This is a genomic window from Aeromicrobium sp. CnD17-E, assembly GCF_024124745.1.
Classification (GTDB): domain Bacteria; phylum Actinomycetota; class Actinomycetes; order Propionibacteriales; family Nocardioidaceae; genus Aeromicrobium.
On sequence record NZ_JAMXRU010000059.1, the window covers coordinates 1 to 19,935 of the forward strand.

A 19,935-nucleotide genomic window follows, 5' to 3' on the forward strand; every position below is an offset into this window, starting at 1 on the left:
CGACGGCCTCCGCCACGACCGCCACGCCAGGACGCCGGTCGGCGCCGAGGAGCAGCAGCCCCAGGCCCAGACCGCCTGCCGCGCCGGCACCGGGGGCGTCCGCCACGCGCCGCTGCGCCGGAGTGGGACCGCACACGGCGTCGACCCAGGTGTCGAGCAGGCCGTCGACCTCCAGCAGGTCCGCGTCGTCGAGGCCCTTCTGCGGCCCGAACGTCTTGGTGGCGCCGAAGAGACCCAGCAGCGGCACGTCCACGTCGCTCGCGGCGACCAGGTCGACGCCCTCGACGACCCGCAGGGCGGCAGCAAGGTCGACGGAGGTGATCCCCCGCAGGCCGTCCGGGCCGGCGTCGAGGGGGCGGTCGGCGGTCGCGCCCAGGGCACCGAGCAGCCCGGCTCCCCCGTCGTTCGTGGCGCTGCCGCCGAGCCCCACGACCACGCTCGACACCCCGAGCTCGACGGCGGCCCGCACCGCCTCGCCCACGCCCCAGGTGGACGCGGTCCGGGCGGACGGCGGACCGAGCTGCAGCCCGCAGGCCTGCGCCGACTCGAGGTAGGCGACGTCGTCGACGACGAGCAGCGTCACGGGCACCTCGGCACCCGTCGACCCGCGCACGGGGACGACGTGCAACCGGCCGCCGAGCGCGTCGTGCAGGGCGTCGACGAACCCGGGTCCGCCGTCGGCCATCGGGAGCCGGACGACCTCGTCGTCGGGCGACGTCCGGGCCCACCCTCGGGCGATCGCCCGGGCCGCCTCGGGCGCGCTCAGCGTGCCGGCGAACTTGTCCGGCGCCACGAGCACGCGCACGGGATCAGCCCAGCCGCTGCTCGGTGGCCGCGAGCAGCACGCACGTGGCCAGGCCCTCCATCGCGGTGCGCAGCTCCTCGATCGGCGGGAACGACGGCGCGATGCGGATGTTGCGGTCGCGCGGGTCCTTGCCGTACGGGAACGACGCACCCGCCGGGGTGAGCGCGATGCCCGCCTCCTTGGCCAGCCGCACCACGCGGGTGGCGCAGCCGTCGGGGACGTCGAGGCTGACGAAGTAGCCGCCCCGCGGCTCGGTCCAGGTGGCCACGTCGAGGCCGCCGAGCCGCGTCGACAGCACGTCCTGCACGACGGCGAACTTCGGCGCGAGGATCTCGCGGTGCTGGTCCATGAGCGCGTGCACGCCGTCGACGTCGCCGAGCAGGCGGACGTGGCGCAGCTGGTTGACCTTGTCGGGTCCGATGGTCCGCTTGCCGACGAGCCCGGTGTACCAGGCGATGTTGTCGGGCGAGGAGGCGAAGAAGCTCACGCCGGCGCCGGCGAAGGTGATCTTCGACGTCGACGCGAGCACGAAGGGCCGGTCCGGGTGCCCCGACGCCGCGCACAGGCCGACGATGTCGGCGGTCTTGGTGCGCTCCTCGGTGAGGTGGTGCACGGCGTACGCGTTGTCCCAGAAGATCCGGAAGTCCGGCGCGGCGGTCTCGAGCGCGGCGAGCTCGGCGGCGACCGCCTCGCTGACGACGGCGCCCGTGGGGTTCGCGTAGGTCGGGACGATCCAGATGCCCTTGACCGCAGGGTCGGTGACCGCCTCGCGCACGGCGGCCATGTCGGGGCCGTCGTCGAGCATGTCGAGGGTGCGCATGGTGATGCCGTACTGCTCGCAGATCGCGAAGTGCCGGTCGTAGCCGGGCGACGGGCAGAGGAACACGACCTCCTCCTCCTGCGCCCATGGCCGCTCCGACCCGACCGTGCCCTTGAGCATCGCGAAGACGATGAGGTCGTGCATGATCGCGAGGCTCGCGTTGTCACCCGTCACCAGCTGCTCCACGGGGACGTGCAGGAGCTCGGCGAAGATCTCGCGCAGCTGCACGTTGCCGACGACGCCGCCGTAGTTGCGCGTGTCGGTGCCGGCCGCGTCCTTGAAGTCCTGGCCGGGCAGGTCGAGGAGGGCGTTGGAGAGGTCGAGCTGGGCCGCCGACGGCTTGCCACGCGTGATGTCGAGCGCGAGACCAGCCTGCTTCAGCTGCTCGTAGGCGGTCTGCTGCTCGTCGTGGAGGGCGCGGATCTCGTCGGGAGAGAGGGTGTCGAGGCTCACGGGCCCAACCTACCGAAGGTCGTGCGACCCGACGTCGTCAGACGGACAGACCGGGGGCGTCCCAGAGCGCCAGCCAGCGCTCCAGCGTCCTCTCCACGGGCACGTCGCCCTCGACGAGCGCCCGCACCTGCAGCTCGACGGCGTTGTCGCGACGCCGTCCGGCCTGCGGTGCGAACGGGTAGAAGGTGCCCTGCTTGAAGAGGTAGACGAGACCGAGGGGACCACCGGAGGGCGTCGTGAAGAGCACCGTGGAGCAGAGCAGCTGGGGGCCGAAGCCCGCGTCGGCCATCGAGGAGTTCGCGGCGTGCAGGTCGCTCACGAGCCCCTGCAGGTCGCCCGGTGCCCGCGTGACCTGGAGCCAGCGGAACCCCTGGCCGTCGTCGGTGACGGCCACCGTCGCGGAGGCGTCGGTGCCGATGACCTGCTGCACCTCGGCCATGACGCGGTCGTCGCTGACGCCGTCGACGTCGCGGAAGCACACGGCTCCCGCGCCTGTGGCCGTGAAGCCTGCCGCCTCGAGCGTCAGGGCCGCCTGGGGCACCCCGAAGAGGACGTCGAGGTCGGCCTCCGGCGGCTTGGAGCGGCCGAGGATGCCGTCGAGCCAGCCCATCAGATCGGGCCCATCAGATCGGGTCCGACAGCTCGGCGCCGACCTTGGCCAGCTGCGCGAGGCGCTGCTCCAGAGGCGGGTGGGTGGCCATGACGGCGTTCACGGACGCGCGGTTGATGGCGGGCGCGAAGAAGAACGCGCTGAGTGCCTGCGCGCCGCGCAGGTCCTCGTTGGGGATGCGGCTCATGTCGCCGGAGATCTTGACCAGCGCCGACGCGAGCTTCGACGGGCGGCCCGTCAGGTAGGCACCGCTGCGGTCGGCGCTGAGCTCGCGGTAGCGCGACAGTGCGCGGGTCAGCAGGAAGCTGACGAAGTAGACGACCATGCTCACGAGGAACACGACGATGAACGGCACGCCGTTGCCGTTGCGGTTGTCGCGGTTGTTGCCGCCACCGCCGAGGTAGAGGCCCCAGCGGGTGATGAAGCCGGCGAGCAGGCCGAGCGACGACGCGACGGTCATGACGGAGACGTCGCGGTTGGCCACGTGCGACAGCTCGTGCGCCAGCACGCCCTCCAGCTCGTCGGCGTCGAGGCGCTGCATGATGCCGGTCGTGACGCACACGGCCGAGTGCCGCGGCGTGCGGCCGGTCGCGAACGCGTTGGGCATGTCCGTGACGGCCACGGCCACGGTCGGCTTCGGCATGTCGGCCATCACGCACAACCGGTCGATCATGGCGTGCAGCTCGGGCGCCTGCTCGGCGCTGACCACCTTGGCGCCCATCGACTTGAGGGCGAGCTTGTCGGAGAAGTACCACTGTCCCCAGGCGAGGGCGACGGTGATGACCAGGCCCACCACCGCGCTGCCGGAGAAGGAGATGAGGACGGCACCGAACGCGACGTAGAGCGCGCCCAGCCCGAGGCTCACCCCGCCCATGCGGAGCGTGAGCCCCCGGTCAGCCCTGAACCTGCTGCGGGCCACGGCCCTCTCCCTCCACCTCGGTGCCCTGCGGGACGTCGAGACCCAGCTCGCGGTCGAAGCGCCGGGCCTCGAGGTCGTCGCTGCTCTCCCCCGGTCGCGCGACGATGCCGTCGGCGACGAGCTCGTCGACCGCGTCGGCGCGGGCCTCCAGCTCGCGGGTGTGCCGCTCGGCGGCCTCCATCTGCTGGTTGACGCTGCTCAACGACGACGCGATGCCGGTGTCGGCGCTGGTCAGCTGGGAGCGGGCCTCGGCCGCCGACGCGCGGGCCGTCAGCGTGTCCTTGCGGAGCCGGAAGTCCTCGATGCTGTCCTCGAGCCGGGTGGCGGCGTCGGTGATGGTCGCCTCCTCCTGCTGCAGCGCGGCGTGCCGCTCGCGCAGGTCGGCGAGGGAGTCCTCGAGCCCGACCTTGCGGCCGAGCGCCGTACGGGCGGCGGCGTCGTCGCCGCGCTCCACGGCCTCGCGTGCCTGCGCGTCGAACGTCGCGGCCTGCTGCTCGAGCTGGCGCAGCCGCACCTCGACGCGCTTGCGGCTGGTGGTGACGTCGGCGACGCCACGGCGCACCTTCTGCAGGTGGGCGAGCTGCGCACGGTAGGTGTCGTCGAGGGAGCTGCGCAGCGCGTCGCCGTCGAGCTCACGGTGCGAGCGCGACCGCCAGATGTCGCGGATCCTGCGTCCGATGCCCATGCGGTCAGCCTACGGGGCTGCGGCACGTGGACGTCCGGACCACGTGGGCGCGCTGTGTAGGGTGACGCCGTGACGCAGGAGAACGCCGCCCCCGACGACCGCACCCAGGCCGCCAAGAAGGGCCGTGCGACGCCGAGCCGCAAGGAGGCCGAGGCGGCGCGCAAGAAGGCGATGAAGACGCCGATGACGCGCAAGGAGCAGATGCAGCGCGACCGTCAGGCGCGCGCCGACCTGCGCCGTCGCCAGCAGGAGGCCCTGCGGGCCGGCAAGGGCGACGCCCTCCCGCCGCGCGACCGCGGCCCGGTGCGCGCGTTCGTGCGCGACTACGTCGACCGTCGTCGCAACGTCGCCGAGTACCTGCTGCCCCTGCTCGTGGTGGTGTTCATCTGCAGCGTCGTCCCGACCCTGGCCACGCAGACGATCGCCGTCATCGCGTGGCCGGCCATGATCCTGCTGACGATCCTCGACGAGGTCCTGCTGGTCAGCGGCCTGCGCAAGCAGCTGAAGCTGCGCTTCCCGGGCGAGTCGACGCGCGGCGCGACCGGCTACGCCGTCCTGCGCAGCACGCAGCTGCGCCGCTTCCGCCTTCCGAAGCCGGCGATCGCGCGCGGCGAGGAGCCGCGCGAGCGCGTCTGACCCCTCACCTGTCGCGCCCCTCACCTGTCGCGCGAGCGCCCCGACGGGGCTACTCGCCGTGCAGCGACATCGGTCCGTAGACCTCGGTGTCGCCGTCCAGCAGCCGAGCCTGGTCGACGCCCTGGTCGAGCAGCTCGGCAAAGGTCTCGCCGATCCACGTCTCGGCGTCGCCGCGGCTGTCGAAGGCGTCGGAACGACCCTTCTCCTGCCCGTCGGCGGTCTCCAGCAGCCAGGTCCAGCTCATCGACGTCCTCCTGATCGGTCGTGCGTGGTCGGTGGTGCCATCCTCGCCCCGACGTGACCGTGCGGCAGGCCGGGACGATCTCTGGACTCAGGTCGAGGCGGCGACGAACGGCGGCTTGGTCACCCTGAACGGCTCCGCGCGACGTCGCACCTCGACGAGCACGTCGTCGCCGTCGCCGACCGCGCGGTCGAGCAGCGCCAGGCCGATGCCCTGCCGGAGGGTGGGCGAGAAGGTCCCGGACGTCACCTCGCCGACGACGTCGCCGGGCTCGCCGTCGGGTCCGACGGCCCGCACCACCATGCCCGGTCGCGGAATCCCCCGGCCGGTGGAGACGATGCCCCGCACCAGGGGGACGCTCTTCTCCTCGCGCTGACGCACGAGGGCGTCCTTGCCGGTGAAGGTCGGCTTGTCCCAGCCGACGGCCCAGCCGGCCCGGGCCATGACCGGGGAGATCTCGGCCGACAGCTCGTGACCGTGCAGCGGGTAGCCCATCTCGGTGCGCAGCGTGTCGCGCGCGCCGAGACCGCAGGGCCGCAGCCCGTGCGGCTCGCCGGCGGCCAGCAGCGCCTCCCAGACGGCGGGGGCGTCGTCGGCCCTGACGACGAGCTCGTAGCCCTTCTCCCCCGTGTAGCCGGTGCGGCACACGATCGCCTCGGCGCCGCCGACGGGCGCCTCGACGAACGACATGTAGCCGTGGTCGGTGGGCACGCCCACCCCGGCGAGCACCGCGTCGGCCGCGGGGCCCTGCACGGCGAGGACGGCCAGCTCGCGGTGGCGGTCGACGACCTCGACGCCGGGCGGCGCGTCGGCGCGCAGCCGCTCCACGACCGCGGCCGTGTTGGCGGCGTTGGGCACGAGGAAGACGTCGAAGTCGCTGCGCACGTAGGCGATGAGGTCGTCGACGGTGCCACCGTCCTCGTCGCAGCAGAGCGTGTACTGGGCCTGGCCGGGACGGATGCGGCGCAGGTCGTTCGTCAGGTGCGCGTTCACGTGGTCGACGGCGCCCGCTCCACGGACGCTGGCCTTGCCCAGGTGGCTCACGTCGAACAGGCCCGCCGCCTCGCGCACGGCCGCGTGCTCGGCGAGGACACCGCCGCCGGACTCCGACGGGTACTCCAGGGGCATCGACCAGCCCCCGAACTCGGCCATCTTGGCGCCGAGGGCCACGTGGTGGTCGTGCAGCGGCGAACGGAGCAGGTCCATGTCGGCCAACGTAGCGGGCTGCGTGATTACATGGGCGACATGGCCCCTTCGACGCCCGTCCGCTCGTCCGCCTCCTCCTTGCCTGACGTCTCCGTCAGCACCTCCAAGCCCTCGACGGTCAAGAACGACGTCCTCGTGCTCGGCGTGCGGACCGACGACGACGCGGCCGACCTCGCCCCGACGCTGGCCCTGCTCGGCTTCACCGGCGAGAAGGGGCAGGTCGTCGTGGCGCCCGGCGGGGAGGCCACGAAGGCGTCCACGGTCGTCGCCGTCGGCCTGAGCGAGGAGCCCGACGCCGAGGAGCTGCGCCGCGCCGCCGCCTCGGGCGTGCGCGCGGCGATCAGGCTGAAGGCCTCGACCACCGCCCTGGCGCTGCAGCCGGCCGGCGCGGACGACGTCGTCGCGGTCGCGGAGGGCGCGCTGCTCGGCGCCTACCGCTACGAGGCCTACAAGACGAAGGCGTCCGACGACGAGGCGCGCCTGGGCGCGGTGACGGTGCTGTCGGCGTTCGGGCGCCAGAGCACGGTCGTCGAGGCCGTCGAGCACGCCGCGGTCGTCGCCCGCGCCACCGCCCTGGCCCGCGACTGGGTCAACACCCCACCCGGAGACCTGCGCCCGCCGGCCTTCGCCGACCAGATCGCGGAGGTCGCCGGACGCCAGCCGGTGAAGGTCTCGGTGTGGGACGAGAAGCGGCTCGAGAAGGAGGGGTGCGGCGGCATCCTCGGTGTCGGCGCCGGCTCGGAGGCTCCCCCGCGTCTGGTGCGGCTCTCCTACGAGCCCCGCAAGGCCGTCACGCACCTCGCCCTGGTCGGCAAGGGCATCACGTTCGACTCCGGCGGCCTCTCGATCAAGAGCGGCTCCGGCATGCAGACCATGAAGATCGACATGGCGGGCGCCGCCGCGGTGGTCGCCGCCACGCTCGCCATCGCCGAGCTCGGCCTGCCGGTCAAGGTCACGGCCTTCGCCTGCCTCGCCGAGAACATGCCCAGCGGCTCGGCCACGCGCCCGGGTGACGTCCTCACCATGCGCTCGGGCTCCACCGTCGAGGTGCACAACACCGACGCCGAGGGCCGACTCGTCCTCGCCGACGGTCTCGCCCTCGCCGTCGAGGCCGGCGCCGACCGGATCGTCGACGTCGCGACCCTCACGGGCGCCTGCGTCGTCGCGCTCGGGGAGCGCACCACCGGCGTGCTGGGCAACGACGACGCGCTCAGCGACGCGATCCTCGACGCCGCCCGCACGACGGGCGAGTCGATGTGGCCGCTGCCGATCGTCGAGGAGATGAAGTCGGCCGTGACGTCGTCGAAGATCGCCGACATCCGCCAGCACAACCCCAAGCCCTACGGCGGCACCCTGTTCGCAGCCGCGTTCCTGCGCGAGTTCGTCGGTGACACCCCCTGGGCGCACCTCGACATCGCCGGGCCGTCGTTCAACGACGGCGGCGAGCACGGCTACACGCCGTCCGGCGGCACCGGCGTCTCGGTCCGCACGCTCGTGCGCCTCGCGTCGGACCTCGCGTCCGGTGACTGAGCCGGGCCTGCTCGAGACGACCCGTCGTCGGCTCGACGCCCGCGTCGCCGCCGAGCAGCGGGACCGGCGGCTGCCGTCGGTCAGCGCCGCCCTCGTGCGCGGGGGTCGGACCGTGTGGTCCGGCGCGGCCGGCCACCTCGACGGCACCGACGCGTCGCCCGAGGCCACGCCCCGGACCGCGTACCGGATCGGCTCGATCACGAAGACGTTCGTCGCCGTGCAGGTGCTGCGACTGCGCGACGAGGGACACCTGGACCTCAACGACCGGATCGGCCGGCACCTGCCGGAGCTCGACCTCGACGTCACGGTCGCGCAGCTGCTCAGCCACACCGCCGGGTTGCAGGCCGAGACCGACGCCTCGTGGTGGGAGCGCTCGCCCGGGCTGGCGTGGCGGGACCTGCTCGCGTCGGCCGCCCCGCGGCTCGTCCACGTCCCCGGCACGCGGTTCCACTACTCCAACACCGGCTTCGGCGTGCTGGGCGAGCTGGTCGCCCGCCTGCGGGGCACGTCGTGGCACGAGAGCGTCGTCGCCGACCTCCTCGAGCCGCTCGGCATGACCGCGACGACGCTGCGACCTGGCCCCGAGGCGGCACCGGGCCTGGCCGTGCACCCGTTCGCCGACGTCGCCCACGTGGAGCCCGAGCACGACGCAGAGGCGCTCGCTCCCGCCGGCCAGCTGTGGTCGAGCGCCGAGGACCTCGCGCGCTGGGCCGCGTTCGCCGCCGGCCGCACCGACGACCTGCTCGCGTCGGGCACGCTCGAGGAGATGCTGCGGCCCGTCGCCGTGAGCGACGTCCCCCGGCAGCCCTGGACCGGGGCCCACGCGCTCGGCTGGCAGGTCTGGAACGTCGGCGGTCGCCGCTTCGTGGGGCACGGCGGGTCGATGCCCGGCTTCCTCGCGGGCCTGCGGGTCGACGCAGACACCGGGGACGGCGTCGTCGTGCTCGCCAACGCCACCTCCGGCCTCGGCCCCCTGGCCACCGACCTGCTCGACCTCCTGCGCGAGCTGGAGCCCGTGGCTGGTCCGGCCTGGACACGCCGGCCCGGCCACGCGGACCGGCTCGACCTGGTGGGCGACTGGTTCTGGGGCACCGCCCGCTACCCCGCCCGTCTCGAGGGCGAGCACCTGGTGCTGGGCGAGCCCGGCACGGGCCGCGGGGCCCGCTTCCGCGTCGACGCCGACGGCACCTGGGTCGGGCTGGAGGGCTACCACGAGGGCGAGCGTCTTGCGGTCCGGCGTGACGCCGACGGCCGACCGGTGCAGCTGACGCTGGCGAGCTTCGTCTTCACCCGCACGCCCTACGACCCGTCGCCCGACGTCGACGTGCCGGGCGGTCTCGACGACGCCGGCTGGTCCTGATGGACGACCTCTGGGCCGCGTACGTCGCCGCGCACCCCGAGGCGGCCGACGTCGAGCCCGCGGTCGAGCCGTTCGGCGACTCCCCCGCGATGGCCGACGAGCTCCTCGCGCTCGTCGTCGGCGGCGGCAAGCGCGCGACGGCCGGCCCGGTGTGCCCCGACGACCACCCGGTCCGCGTCGGCGACCACTGGGTCGTGCTCGACGGCTCCGGGAGGTCGCGGGTGGTGCTGCGGACCGTCGACGTGCGCGTCGGACGCCTCGACTCCGTCGACGACGCGTTCGCGCGCGACGAGGGCGAGGGCGACCTCACCCGCGGCTGGTGGCTCCAGGCGCACCGCGACTTCGCTCGCCGCGTGCTGGGCCTCGCGGACGACGTCGACGTCGACGCGATGGAGACCAGGTTCGAGCGCTTCGCAGTGGTCTGGCCCCCCGAGCACGCCGACCCCCGCCCCTGACCTCCCCACGATGTGGAACGTCATCGCCCGTTCCGGTGCCGAAAGTGGGCGATGACGTTCCACATCGTGGGGACGAGCGGGATGCCGGGGTGCAGGGAAGCGGTCAGGAGAGGTTGAGGGTCTGGGCGGCCCGCTCGACCTCGTCCCACTCCGTACGGTCGCCGCCGCGACGGTCGGGGTGCGAGCGGGCGCGGGCCTGCTTCCACCAGCGGCGCAGCACCTCGTCGTCGGGGCGGACGGTGACGTCGCCACCCGCGACGTCGGCCGAGACCTGCAGCGTCGCGATGGCGTCGCGCTCGCTCGGCGACAGCGGACGGGGTCCGGCTGCCGGCCGCGTGGGCCCGCCGCCGGCGGTGGAGCGACGCGGGTCGCGGCTGGTGGACGACGCGGTGTGGCCGCTGGAGCGACCCTGCTGGCGCACCGCGTAGTCGCGCATGCGCTGGGGGTAGCCCACGCGGTTCGCGTCGTAGACCGGGATCCCGAGCTTGCGCGCCAGCTCGGCGGCCGCCTTGTAGGACTCCACGCGACGGCGGATCGACTCGCCGTCGGACGCGACCAGCACCACCGTCGGCTCGTTGAAGGAGGTGCGCGGCTCGACGTACGCCTCCACGCCGTGACGGATGGTCGCCCAGTCGCGCAGCGCCGCCATGTCGTCACGCACGGCGCGGCGGTCGGAGCTGCCGCGTCGGCGGCCGAACAGTGCCATGGCGACATTCTGCCCGACCCCTGGTGGCGGCGGGCCCGGTACGAGCCGACCACTCCCCCGGACGAGCCCTGCGACGACCCCCGCGGACGAGTCCGGAGAACCTACTCACCGGTCGCTCCCCCCGTGGTGCGGCGTGGGCCGAGGGTGACAAGATGGCTGGCGAACGACCATTCCACGCGGGAGGACACTGTGGCGGACAGCCCGGGCGACCAGAGCACGAACACCTTCGACATCGTCATCCTGGGCGGCGGCAGCGGCGGTTACGCCTGCGCCCTCCGTGCGGTGCAGCTCGGCCTCAGCGTCGCGCTCGTCGAGAAGGGCAAGCTCGGCGGCACCTGCCTGCACAACGGCTGCATCCCGACCAAGGCGCTGCTGCACGCCGCCGAGGTCGCCGACGAGACCCGCCACAGCGAGACCTACGGCGTCAAGGCGACGTTCGAGGGCATCGACATGGCGCAGGTCAACAGCTACAAGGCCGGCGTCATCGACCGTCTCTACAAGGGTCTGCAGGGCCTCATCAAGTCCGGCGGCATCACGGTCGTGGAGGGCGAGGGTCGCCTCGCCTCCACCGACGCGAACGGCGGCGGCGTCGTCGAGGTCGACGGCCAGCAGTACACCGGCCGCAACGTCGTGCTCGCCACCGGCTCCTACGCCCGTAGCCTGCCCGGCCTCGAGATCGGCGGCCGCGTCGTGACGAGCGAGGAGGCCCTCACGATGAGCGAGGTGCCCGAGAAGGTCGTCATCATCGGCGGCAGCGTCATCGGCGTGGAGTTCGCGTCGGTCTGGCGCTCCTTCGGCGCCGAGGTCACCATCATCGAGGCGCTCCCGTCGCTGGTCCCGCTGGAGGACCCGACGCTGTCGAAGAACCTCGAGCGCGCGTTCCGCAAGCGCAAGATCGCCTTCAAGACCGGCACCAAGTTCTCCGGCGTCGAGCAGACCGACAGCGGCGTCACGGTCTCCCTCGAGAACGGCTCGACCATCGAGACCGACCTCGTCCTCGTCGCGGTGGGCCGGGGCCCGAACGGCAACGGCAACGGCTTCGAGGAGGCCGGTGTCACGGTCGACCGCGGCTGGGTCCCCACTGACGAGCGGCTGCGCACCAACGTCCCCGGCGTGTTCGCCGTCGGCGACCTCGTGCCTGGCCTGCAGCTCGCGCACCGCGGCTTCGCGCACGGCATCTTCGTGGCCGAGGAGATCGCGGGCCTGTCCCCGCAGCCCGTCCTCGACCCCGGCATCCCGCGGGTCACCTACTGCGACCCCGAGCTCGCGTCGGTCGGCATCACCGAGCCGCAGGCCAAGGAGAAGTACGGCGACGAGAACGTCGAGACGGTCGAGTACAACCTCGGCGGCAACGGCAAGAGCCAGATCCTCGGCACGGCCGGTGTCATCAAGCTCGTCCGCGAGAAGGACGGGCCGATCGTCGGCGTGCACATGATCGGCGCCCGCTACGGCGAGCAGGTCGGCGAGGCCTCCCTGATCGTCAACTGGGAGGCCTACCCCGAGGACGTCGCGCAGCTGATCCACGCGCACCCCACCCAGAACGAGGCTCTCGGCGAGGCTGCCCTCGCCCTGGCCGGCAAGCCCCTCCACTCGCACGCCTGACCCGAACGACGAGGACGACATCATGGCAACGACCGTCACCCTTCCCGAGCTCGGCGAGAGCGTCACCGAGGGCACCGTCACCACCTGGCTGAAGAACGTCGGCGACACCGTCGAGGTCGACGAGCCGCTGCTCGAGATCTCCACCGACAAGGTCGACACCGAGATCCCCTCCCCCGTCGCGGGCACCATCCTCGAGATCAAGGTCGAGGAGGACGAGACCGTCGAGGTCGGCGCCGACCTCGCCGTGATCGGCGACGCCGACGAGAGCCCGTCCGACGCCGGCGGCGAGGCCCCGGCCGAGCCGGAGGAGACCGAGGACGCCGACGTCGAGGAGGGCTCCTCCGACGAGGCGTCCGCCGAGCAGCCCGGCGAGGAGCCGGCGCGCGAGAGCGACGGCACCCCGGTCAACCAGCACGGCGAGGAGCCGCACCTGGAGACGCAGTCGACCGGCGAGGGCACGGAGGTCACGCTGCCCGAGCTCGGCGAGAGCGTCACCGAGGGCACCGTCACCACCTGGCTCAAGGCCGTCGGCGACACCGTCGAGGTCGACGAGCCGCTGCTCGAGATCTCCACCGACAAGGTCGACACCGAGATCCCCTCCCCCGTCGCTGGCACCATCCTCGAGATCAAGGTCGAGGAGGACGAGACCGTCGAGGTCGGCGCCGTGCTGGCCGTCGTCGGCGACCCGTCCGCCGCGGGCTCCTCCTCGGGCGGCTCGTCCGACGAGGCCCCGTCGCTCGACAGCGACCCCGCCGAGGACCCGGCGCAGGCCGAGGAGCTCGAGGAGGCCGCCGAGGCCGAGAAGAGCCAGCCGGAGAAGGCCGAGGAGGTCACGAAGGAGGACTCGGCACCCGCCCCGTCCGCCTCCGCCCCGACCGCCCAGCCCGAGAAGCAGGCGCACCCGGAGAACGAGGCGCGTCCCGAGCCGAAGCAGGAGGCCCCGCAGACGTCGGGCGCCTCGACGCAGAGCGGCGGCGACACCTACGTGACGCCGATCGTGCGCAAGCTCGCCAAGGAGCACGGCGTCGACCTCGCCGCCGTCACCGGCAGCGGCGTCGGCGGTCGCATCCGCAAGCAGGACGTCCTCGACGCCGCCAAGAAGGCCGAGGAGGCTGCGGCGCCCGCCCCGGCCGAGACGGCCCCGTCGGCCCCCGCGCCGGCCGCCTCGTCCGAGCCCTCGCCACTGCGTGGCAAGACGGAGAAGCTCAGCCGGCTGCGGAAGGTCGTCGCGTCGCGGCTCACCGAGTCGCTGCAGATCTCGGCCCAGCTCACGCAGGTGCATGAGGTCGACGTCACCGAGATCGCCCGACTGCGCGCCAAGCACAAGGACGCGTTCCTCGAGCGCGAGGGCGTCAAGCTGACGTTCCTGCCGTTCTTCGCGAAGGCGGCCGTCGAGGCGCTCAAGCAGTACCCGACGCTCAACGCGGCGCTCGACCTCGAGGCCGGCACGGTCACGTACCCGGCCGGTGAGCACCTCGGCATCGCCGTCGACACCGAGCGCGGTCTGCTCGTGCCCACGATCAAGGACGCCGGCGACCTCTCGATCGCCGGGCTGGCGCGCAAGATCGCCGACGCTGCCGAGCGCACCCGCACGAACAAGATCAAGCCCGACGAGCTGTCCGGTGGCACGTTCTCGATCACGAACCTCGGCAGCAACGGCGCGCTCTTCGACACGCCGATCATCAACCAGCCGCAGGTCGCGATCCTCGGCGTCGGTGCCGTCGTCAAGCGTCCGGTGGTCATCACCGACGCCCACGGCAGCGACAGCATCGCGGTGCGCAGCATGGCGTACCTGGCGCTCACCTACGACCACCGCCTCATCGACGGTGCCGACGCCGGTCGGTTCCTGACGGCGGTCAAGGAGCGGCTGCAGAGCGGCTCCTTCGAGGGCGAGCTCTGACCCGCTGATGCACGTCGTCGTCGGCGGCGCGTCCGGCTTCCTGGGCTCGGCCCTGGTCTCGCACCTGCGGGACCAGGGCCACCAGGTGACGCGCCTGGTGCGCTCGGGCACCCCCGGTCCTGACGCCTCCCTGTGGGATCCCGCCGCCGGCCGGATCGACCAGGTGCTGGTCGACCGCGCCGACGCCGTCGTCAACCTGTCGGGCGCGACGATCGCCCGGTGGCCCCGGACGAAGAGCTACAAGAAGCAGCTGTGGTCGTCGCGGGTCGACTCGACCACGACCATCGCGCGGGCGGTGGCGGCGTCGAGCTCCCCCACGGTGCTGCTGTCGGGGTCGGCCATGGGCATCTACGGTGCCGACCGCGGCCAGGACCGGCTGACCGAGTCGGCCGGTCGCGGCAAGGGCTTCCTCGCCGACCTCTGCGTCGCGTGGGAGGGTGCCACGGTCGAGGCCGAGCAGGCCGGCCAGCGCGTGGTGCACCTGCGCACCGGTCTCCCCCTCGACGACGAGGGCGGCCTGCTGGGGCCGATGCTGCTGCCGTTCAAGCTCGGACTGGGTCCGCGCCTGGGCAACGGTCGCCAGCGCATGTCGGTGATGTCGCGCCGCGACTGGGTGCGCGCCGTCGCCTTCCTGCTCGAGCGCGAGAGCATCAGCGGCCCGGTCAACCTGTCGCTGCCGGAGGCGCCGACGAACGCCGAGTTCACGAACACGCTCGGCGACGTGCTGGGCCGCCCGACCGTGCTCGTCGCGCCGGCTCCCGTGCTGCGCGTGGCGCTGGGGGCGCTCTCGGACGACCTGCTCGGCTCGTTGCGCATGGTGCCGCGGGTGCTGCTCGACAACGGGTTCGTCTTCGAGGACGCCGACCTCGCGTCGGCCCTCCGCTCCGCCCTCGCCTGACGCTCACCGGGCCGCGCCGATGCGCCACCCGTCGGCCGTCCACGTGAGCACGACCCTGCGTCGGGTCGGCTGGTCGCTGGGCAGCCGGTACGCCTGCTGCGGGCCTACGGCACGGGTGGGCCCCAGCCGGTCGACGACATCGAGCTCCACCTGCCGGCTGGACCTCGCGACCACGTGGCACGACGTCCGCTGCTGCGCCATGCCCTCGAGCCGCAGCCCGCGGTCGGACCATCCGCGCAGGACGCTCGCGTCGGCCTCGCGCAGCGTGGGCGTGGCGTAGACGTCGCGGAGCCGCTCCGGGTCGCCGCTCAGGAACGCCACCGCCCGTCGGGCGTCGAGACGGCCCAGCTCGAGGCAGGCGGCGTCGGCGTCTCCCGTGCCGAGCAGCGTGCTGCACCACGTCACGAGCGCCGCCAGCCAGCTGGTCATGGCGTCAGCCTCGACGCCCCGCCCGTGCGCGTCGAGCGGCCGTCCACACCGGGGCTACGGTAGGAGCGTGAGCCTGCAGATCATCGACGACTGGTACGGCGACCGCGCCCTCGACTACGAGGCGGCCTGGGAGCTGCAGCGCGAGCTGCACGCGCAGCGGGTGACCGACGAGATCGGCGACACCGCCCTCCTGCTCGAGCACCCGCCCGTCTACACGGCCGGCAAGCGCACCGAGGCGCACGAGCGTCCGTTCGACGGCACGCCGGTCGTCGACGTCGACCGCGGCGGCAAGATCACGTTCCACGGCCCGGGCCAGCTGGTCGGCTACCCGATCACGCGGCTGCCCTCCCACGTGCTCGTCGTCGACTACGTCCGACGGGTGGAGGAGGCACTGATCCGCGCCGTCGCCGACCTCGGGGTCGCGACCGGCCGGGTGCCCGGCCGCTCCGGGGTGTGGGTGGCCGCCGACCACCGCGGCCCGGAGCGCAAGATCGCCGCGATCGGCATCCGCGTGACCCGCGGTGTGACGATGCACGGCTTCTCGCTCAACGCCGACGTCGACCTCGCCTGGTACGACCGGTTCGTGCCCTGCGGCATCGCCGACGCCGGCGTGACCACGCTGACCGCGGAGCTGGGACGCCGAGTCCGCGTGCCCGAGGCGGCCGACGCGGTGCGTCCGCACCTCGTCGACCTGCTGGGCTGGGAGCCGTACACGTCGTCGCCGGACCTCGTCCACGACGACGCCCACCCCCAGGTGCCCGTGCTCGGGCTCCCGGGGGCGGCGCCGTCCTGACGTCGGACTGACCCAGAGCCGACCCAGGGCTGACGCAGGGCCTACTCGGCCAGCGAGAGCGCCTCGCGGTAGCCGATCTTGTCGCCGGTGCGCAGCAGCGTCCGCTCGAACACGCGGGCTCCGACGCGCACCAGCAGCACCGCCGCGAGCAGCGTGCCGCCGAGGGCGACCGCCACCTGCCAGGCAGGCACCGACCCCTCCACGAGCCGCGCCGGCATCATCATCGACGAGACCACGGGGATCATCGACACGACCGTCTTGATGCTCTCGCCGCCCAGGATGGCGAGGAAGTAGGGCACGAGCAGGAGCATCTGCGCGGGCATCGTCGTCGACTGGAGGTCCTGCGTGCGCGAGGCGAGCGACCCGGCGACCGACCAGAGGCTTGCGAGGGCGACGAAGCCGACGAGGAAGAACACGACGTACCAGAGCATCGGCAGGCCGACCACGTCGAGCGCACCGGTCTGCCCGGTGAGCAGCAGCCCCACGACCCCGGCTGCGGCGTAGCTGACGATCTGCAGCACGGCGAGCGCGGTGTTGCCCACGACCTTGCCCCACAGCAGCTGACGGATGGGGACGGCGGCGGCCAGGATCTCGACGACCCGGCTCTCCTTCTCCTGCGTCACGCTGTTCGCGATGCCCATGCCGAGCACGATCGCGGTCAGGTAGAAGAGCAGGACGAAGACGAACGACGTCGCCTGACGCAGCCCGCCGTCGTCGGCCCCTCGGTCGAGCAGCCGCTCGGACGTGGTCGTGCCGGCGTCGAGTGCCGACAGGTCGACGTCCTGCGCGGCGGCGTTCTCCTGCAGGGCCGTCGCGCGCACCGCTGCGGTCACGGACTGCTGCACGGTCGCGTCGATGTCGCGCTCCCCCACCAGCTCGTAGCCGTCGTCGGTCGCGAGCAGGGCGGCGTCGACGTCGCCGTCCTTCACCGCTCGCTCCGCGGCGGCGGTGTCGGAGACGTCCTTCGAGCGGATGGTGAGGGTGTCGTCGCCGGCGAGCTGGTCGGCGGCCTTGACCACGGCGGCGGCCGCGGGCTCGACGACGGCGACCGTCTGGGTCGTGTCGCGGTTCTGGAACCAGTGGACGCCGACGATCGTGGCGACGATGCCGACGACCGTGACGAGCAGGCCGATGCGGAACGACTTGGTCCGCACCTGCACGTCGATCTCGCGACGCGCGACGACCTTCCACGCGTCGCGCGGCGCGCGGGTGCCGCTGCTCTGGTCGGGGTGCGGGGTGTGGGTGCTCATCGGACGGACTCCCGGAAGATGTCGGACAGGGGCTGGTGCACGCGGGCGACCTCGACGACCGGACCGCGCTCGAAGGCGGCACGCGTCAGCTCGGCGGGCTGGAGTCCGTCGAGCTCGACGAGCGCCTCCTCGCCGTCGACGTCGAGGGTGCGCACCCCGCGCAGGTCGCGCAGCCAGGCGGCGTCGATGTCGTCCATGACGACGCGGTAGCGGACGGCACCACGGTCGCGCAGTTCGTCGACGGGTCCGGCGGCCACGACGCGGCCGCCGGAGAGGATGACGAGGTCGTCGCAGAGCCGCTCGACGAGGTCGAGCTGGTGGCTGGAGAACAGCAGCGGCAGGTCGGCGGCCTCCTGCTGCAGCAGCTCGACCATCGAGTCGACGGCGAGCGGGTCGAGGCCGGAGAACGGCTCGTCGAGCACGAGCGCGCTCGGGCGGTGCACGAGCGACGCGGCGATCTGGACGCGCTGCTGGTTGCCGAGCGAGAGCGTGTCGAGCAGGTCGCCGCCGCGGTCGGTGAGGTCGAAGTGCTCGAGCAGCTCGTCGACGCGCGAGCGGGCGTCGCGGGGGTCGAGGCCGTGGAGACGCGCGAAGTAGACGAGCTGGTCGACGAGGTTCATGCGCGGGTAGAGCCCGCGCTCCTCGGGCATGTAGCCGAACGAGCGGCGCACGTCGGCGGTGATCGGCTGCCCGTTCCACAGCACGTCTCCCGCGCTGGCCCCGAGCACCCCCATGATCATGCGCATGGTGGTGGTCTTGCCCGCGCCGTTCGCGCCCACGAAACCGGTGGTGCGACCCGGCCGGACCTCGAAGGACACGTCGTCGACGACCGTGACGTCCCCGTAGCGTCTGCTGAGCTTCTCGACGGTGATCATGCGTCCACGCTAGGGATCCGTCCAGGTTCGCCGCATCGGCCGCGCGGCCACGCCGCCTCCTCCCTGCGACTACCCGTCGCTCCGTCTCATCTCGGGCGATCTCCCGCCCCATCGGTGGATCTGCACCCTCAGGACCGCTCCTGCGGTGGGGAATCCACCGACGGAGGGCGAACGCGTCTGCGTTCGTGACGGGATCCCCTCACGAACGCAGCGTCCTCGACCCTCCCGCACGCGAACGCAGAGTCGTGCATCCACCCCAGCACCCACCCCCACCGCTGGTCGAGTAGTCGACGCGCGCGAGGTACGAGCGCCGCATCGACGTATCGAGACCACCCGGGGCGGATCAGCGTCGAGCGGGCACGCCCTCCAACCGCTGGTCGAGTAGTCGACGCGCGCGAGGCACGAGCGCCGCATCGGCGTATCGAGACCACTCGGCGCGGATCAGCGTCGAGCGGGCACGCACCCGAGCCTGACCGCTGCAGAGGTCTCGATACAGCGGGACGCCTTCGGCGTGCACCACTCGACCTGCCCTCACCGCTCCTTCGCTGCGCTCAGTCGGGTTCGGGCATCGGGTTCAGTCATCCATCAGGCCCGACTCGAACGCGACGATCACCGCCTGCACGCGGTCGCGGGCGCCGAGCTTGGTGAGGATGCGCGAGACGTGCGACTTCACGGTCGCGCTGCTCACGTACATCTCGGCGGCGATCTCGGCGTTGCTGAGGCCGCGCGCGAGGGCGCGGAGCACGTCACGCTCGCGGTCGGTCAGGTCGTCGAGGACGGTCGCGTCGCCGCGGGCGCGGCCGGTGGAGCGGGCAATGACCCGACGTGTCACCTCGGGCGCGAGCAGCCCGTGGCCCTGGGCGGCGAGGCCGATGGCGCTCACGAGGTCCTCGGGCGGGCAGTTCTTGAGCAGGAAGCCGCTGGCCCCGGCCTGCAGGGCTGCGAAGAGGTACTCGTCGTCGTCGAACGTCGTGAGGATGAGCACCCGCGTGCCGGGGTGGTCCGAGACGATGCGCTCGGTGGCGGTGATGCCGTCGGTGCCGGGCATCTGCACGTCCATGAGGACGACGTCGGGCGAGAGCGCCGCGACCTGACGCTGCGCCTCGTCGCCGTCGCGCGCCTCGCCCACGACCTCGACGTGCTCCTCGATCTCCAGGATCATCGAGAACCCGGCGCGGATCAGCTCCTGGTCGTCGACGAGCAGGACGCGGATGGGGGTCGGGTCGCTCATGCGTCCTCCCGGTCGACGGGGATGCGCACCCGCACGCGGAAGCCGCCTGCGGGTCGGGGGCCGATGTCGGCGAGGCCGCCGTGCATGGCGACGCGCTCGCGGATGCCGTCGAGCCCGAACCCGCCGCCGTCCTCGCGGGGCGTGGAGCGGACCGGACCGTCGTCGAGCACCTCGACCTCGACCGCGGCGCGCTCCCCCGGCTCGCTGAGGTGGCGCAGGGTCACCCGCGCCGACGTCGCCGCGGAGTGACGTCGCACGTTGCTGAGCGCCTCCTGCGCGACCCGGTAGAGCGACAGCCCGACCGTGTCCGGCACGGGGAACGTCTCCCCCACGCAGTGCACCTCGACGGAGGGGCGGTCGGTGGTCACGGCGAGCTGGCGGACGTCGTCGAGGCCCGGCTGGGGGCCGCGGTCCGACGGCGCGGCGTCGTCGTCGGAGCGCAGCAGCCCGACGATCTGGTGCATCTGCGCGACGGCCTGGCGCGACGACGTCTCGATCGCCCCGAGCGCCTCGCGGGCGCGCTCGGGCCGG

At 73.0% G+C, this 19,935-nt stretch carries 21 protein-coding genes; 8 read left to right on the forward strand and 13 right to left on the reverse strand.

Translation table 11 applies throughout. The annotated features are described in order from the left end of the window. The 5 genes from NH339_RS11765 to NH339_RS11785 all read right to left on the reverse strand — a co-directional run. Positions 1-805 (reverse strand): glycerate kinase (locus tag NH339_RS11765; RefSeq protein WP_253025492.1); only part of this gene is annotated, 805 nt, incomplete at its 3' end. Between the two features lie 4 nt (positions 806-809). Beyond that, the gene (locus NH339_RS11770) at positions 810-2,078 is read right to left on the reverse strand and encodes an aminotransferase class I/II-fold pyridoxal phosphate-dependent enzyme (protein ID WP_253025494.1); all 1,269 of its coding nucleotides are present in this window, start codon (positions 2,076-2,078) and stop codon (positions 810-812) included. 37 nt (positions 2,079-2,115) lie between these two features. After that, the gene (locus NH339_RS11775) at positions 2,116-2,688 is read right to left on the reverse strand and encodes a hypothetical protein (protein ID WP_253025496.1); all 573 of its coding nucleotides are present in this window, start codon (positions 2,686-2,688) and stop codon (positions 2,116-2,118) included. A 13-nt stretch (positions 2,689-2,701) separates the two neighbouring features. Next, positions 2,702-3,607 (reverse strand): zinc metalloprotease HtpX, encoded by a 906-nt coding sequence (htpX, locus tag NH339_RS11780; RefSeq protein WP_253025498.1) that lies wholly within the window; start codon positions 3,605-3,607, stop codon positions 2,702-2,704. Beyond that, a complete protein-coding gene (locus tag NH339_RS11785) occupies positions 3,582-4,292 on the reverse strand; it encodes a PspA/IM30 family protein (RefSeq protein ID WP_253025501.1) in 711 nt (236 codons plus the stop codon). Before NH339_RS11785 ends, htpX begins: the two co-directional genes overlap by 26 nt. Positions 4,293-4,361: 69 nt before the next feature. Between NH339_RS11785 and NH339_RS11790 the strand changes: the two genes are divergently transcribed. Next, positions 4,362-4,928: a DUF3043 domain-containing protein gene (locus NH339_RS11790; RefSeq protein WP_253025503.1), complete on the forward strand. Its 567-nt coding sequence runs from the start codon at positions 4,362-4,364 to the stop codon at positions 4,926-4,928. Between the two features lie 49 nt (positions 4,929-4,977). Here the strand turns inward: NH339_RS11790 and NH339_RS11795 are convergent, their stop codons facing one another. Then, complete coding sequence (locus NH339_RS11795) at positions 4,978-5,172, reverse strand: hypothetical protein (RefSeq protein ID WP_067858399.1); 195 nt, start codon at positions 5,170-5,172, stop codon at positions 4,978-4,980. Between the two features lie 87 nt (positions 5,173-5,259). Further along, positions 5,260-6,375, reverse strand: a complete 1,116-nt coding sequence (gcvT, locus tag NH339_RS11800; RefSeq protein ID WP_253025505.1) for a glycine cleavage system aminomethyltransferase GcvT — start codon at positions 6,373-6,375, stop codon at positions 5,260-5,262. 78 nt (positions 6,376-6,453) lie between these two features. Here gcvT and NH339_RS11805 point away from each other — a divergent pair, with 78 nt between their 5' ends. Genes NH339_RS11805 through NH339_RS11815 form a run of 3 tightly spaced genes read left to right on the forward strand, consistent with a single transcriptional unit; the run spans position 6,454 to position 9,720 of the window. Continuing rightward, positions 6,454-7,905 carry a leucyl aminopeptidase gene (locus NH339_RS11805; protein WP_253025517.1) on the forward strand — a complete coding sequence of 484 codons (1,452 nt, stop codon included), beginning with the start codon at positions 6,454-6,456 and terminating at the stop codon, positions 7,903-7,905. Continuing rightward, positions 7,898-9,265 (forward strand): serine hydrolase, encoded by a 1,368-nt coding sequence (locus tag NH339_RS11810; RefSeq protein WP_253025519.1) that lies wholly within the window; start codon positions 7,898-7,900, stop codon positions 9,263-9,265. The genes NH339_RS11805 and NH339_RS11810 overlap by 8 nt, the downstream gene beginning before the upstream one ends. Further along, entirely contained in the window at positions 9,265-9,720 is a 456-nt protein-coding gene (locus tag NH339_RS11815; protein WP_253025521.1) for an ASCH domain-containing protein, read from the forward strand. The genes NH339_RS11810 and NH339_RS11815 overlap by 1 nt, the downstream gene beginning before the upstream one ends. 103 nt (positions 9,721-9,823) lie before the next feature. Here NH339_RS11815 and NH339_RS11820 read toward each other — a convergent pair whose 3' ends face one another. Further along, positions 9,824-10,426: a hypothetical protein gene (locus NH339_RS11820; protein WP_253025523.1), complete on the reverse strand. Its 603-nt coding sequence runs from the start codon at positions 10,424-10,426 to the stop codon at positions 9,824-9,826. Positions 10,427-10,615: 189 nt separating this feature from the next. Between NH339_RS11820 and lpdA the strand changes: the two genes are divergently transcribed. From lpdA to NH339_RS11835, 3 genes are read left to right on the forward strand one after another with little or no spacing between them, the layout of a single operon-like run. Beyond that, positions 10,616-12,028, forward strand: coding sequence for a dihydrolipoyl dehydrogenase (gene lpdA, locus NH339_RS11825; RefSeq protein ID WP_253025535.1), 1,413 nt, complete (start codon positions 10,616-10,618; stop codon positions 12,026-12,028). Between the two features lie 22 nt (positions 12,029-12,050). Further along, the gene (gene sucB / locus NH339_RS11830) at positions 12,051-13,928 is read left to right on the forward strand and encodes a 2-oxoglutarate dehydrogenase, E2 component, dihydrolipoamide succinyltransferase (RefSeq protein ID WP_253025537.1); all 1,878 of its coding nucleotides are present in this window, start codon (positions 12,051-12,053) and stop codon (positions 13,926-13,928) included. 7 nt (positions 13,929-13,935) lie between these two features. Then, on the forward strand, positions 13,936-14,826 hold the full coding sequence (locus tag NH339_RS11835) for a TIGR01777 family oxidoreductase (RefSeq protein ID WP_253025539.1): 891 nt from the start codon (positions 13,936-13,938) through the stop codon (positions 14,824-14,826). Positions 14,827-14,829: 3 nt separating this feature from the next. On the opposite strand, the gene NH339_RS11840 is transcribed toward NH339_RS11835, so the two are convergent. Then, the gene (locus NH339_RS11840; protein WP_253025540.1) at positions 14,830-15,255 is read right to left on the reverse strand and encodes a hypothetical protein; all 426 of its coding nucleotides are present in this window, start codon (positions 15,253-15,255) and stop codon (positions 14,830-14,832) included. A gap of 67 nt (positions 15,256-15,322) precedes the next feature. On the opposite strand from NH339_RS11840, the gene lipB reads away from it, so the two are divergent. After that, positions 15,323-16,048 (forward strand): lipoyl(octanoyl) transferase LipB, encoded by a 726-nt coding sequence (gene lipB / locus NH339_RS11845; protein WP_253025541.1) that lies wholly within the window; start codon positions 15,323-15,325, stop codon positions 16,046-16,048. A 41-nt stretch (positions 16,049-16,089) separates the two neighbouring features. On the opposite strand, the gene NH339_RS11850 is transcribed toward lipB, so the two are convergent. The 4 genes from NH339_RS11850 to NH339_RS11865 all read right to left on the reverse strand — a co-directional run. Continuing rightward, positions 16,090-17,298 carry an ABC transporter permease gene (locus tag NH339_RS11850; protein WP_253025542.1) on the reverse strand — a complete coding sequence of 403 codons (1,209 nt, stop codon included), beginning with the start codon at positions 17,296-17,298 and terminating at the stop codon, positions 16,090-16,092. Further along, positions 17,295-18,173, reverse strand: a complete 879-nt coding sequence (locus tag NH339_RS11855) for an ABC transporter ATP-binding protein (RefSeq protein ID WP_253025543.1) — start codon at positions 18,171-18,173, stop codon at positions 17,295-17,297. The genes NH339_RS11850 and NH339_RS11855 overlap by 4 nt, the downstream gene beginning before the upstream one ends. A gap of 574 nt (positions 18,174-18,747) precedes the next feature. Beyond that, positions 18,748-19,404, reverse strand: a complete 657-nt coding sequence (locus NH339_RS11860) for a response regulator transcription factor (RefSeq protein ID WP_253025544.1) — start codon at positions 19,402-19,404, stop codon at positions 18,748-18,750. Then, positions 19,401-19,935 (reverse strand): sensor histidine kinase (locus NH339_RS11865; RefSeq protein ID WP_374208282.1); only part of this gene is annotated, 535 nt, incomplete at its 5' end. The genes NH339_RS11865 and NH339_RS11860, both read right to left, overlap by 4 nt.

Coding starts and splice junctions, on each gene's coding strand:
- NH339_RS11850 (WP_253025542.1), bottom strand. CDS start 17,298: ATGAGCACCCACACCCCGCACCCCGACCAGAGCAGCGGCACCCGCGCG.
- NH339_RS11785 (WP_253025501.1), bottom strand. CDS start 4,292: ATGGGCATCGGACGCAGGATCCGCGACATCTGGCGGTCGCGCTCGCAC.
- NH339_RS11855 (WP_253025543.1), bottom strand. CDS start 18,173: ATGATCACCGTCGAGAAGCTCAGCAGACGCTACGGGGACGTCACGGTC.
- NH339_RS11835 (WP_253025539.1), top strand. CDS start 13,936: ATGCACGTCGTCGTCGGCGGCGCGTCCGGCTTCCTGGGCTCGGCCCTG.
- NH339_RS11815 (WP_253025521.1), top strand. CDS start 9,265: ATGGACGACCTCTGGGCCGCGTACGTCGCCGCGCACCCCGAGGCGGCC.
- NH339_RS11795 (WP_067858399.1), bottom strand. CDS start 5,172: ATGAGCTGGACCTGGCTGCTGGAGACCGCCGACGGGCAGGAGAAGGGT.
- gcvT (WP_253025505.1), bottom strand. CDS start 6,375: ATGGACCTGCTCCGTTCGCCGCTGCACGACCACCACGTGGCCCTCGGC.
- sucB (WP_253025537.1), top strand. CDS start 12,051: ATGGCAACGACCGTCACCCTTCCCGAGCTCGGCGAGAGCGTCACCGAG.
- NH339_RS11820 (WP_253025523.1), bottom strand. CDS start 10,426: ATGGCACTGTTCGGCCGCCGACGCGGCAGCTCCGACCGCCGCGCCGTG.
- NH339_RS11775 (WP_253025496.1), bottom strand. CDS start 2,688: ATGGGCTGGCTCGACGGCATCCTCGGCCGCTCCAAGCCGCCGGAGGCC.
- NH339_RS11840 (WP_253025540.1), bottom strand. CDS start 15,255: ATGACCAGCTGGCTGGCGGCGCTCGTGACGTGGTGCAGCACGCTGCTC.
- NH339_RS11860 (WP_253025544.1), bottom strand. CDS start 19,404: ATGAGCGACCCGACCCCCATCCGCGTCCTGCTCGTCGACGACCAGGAG.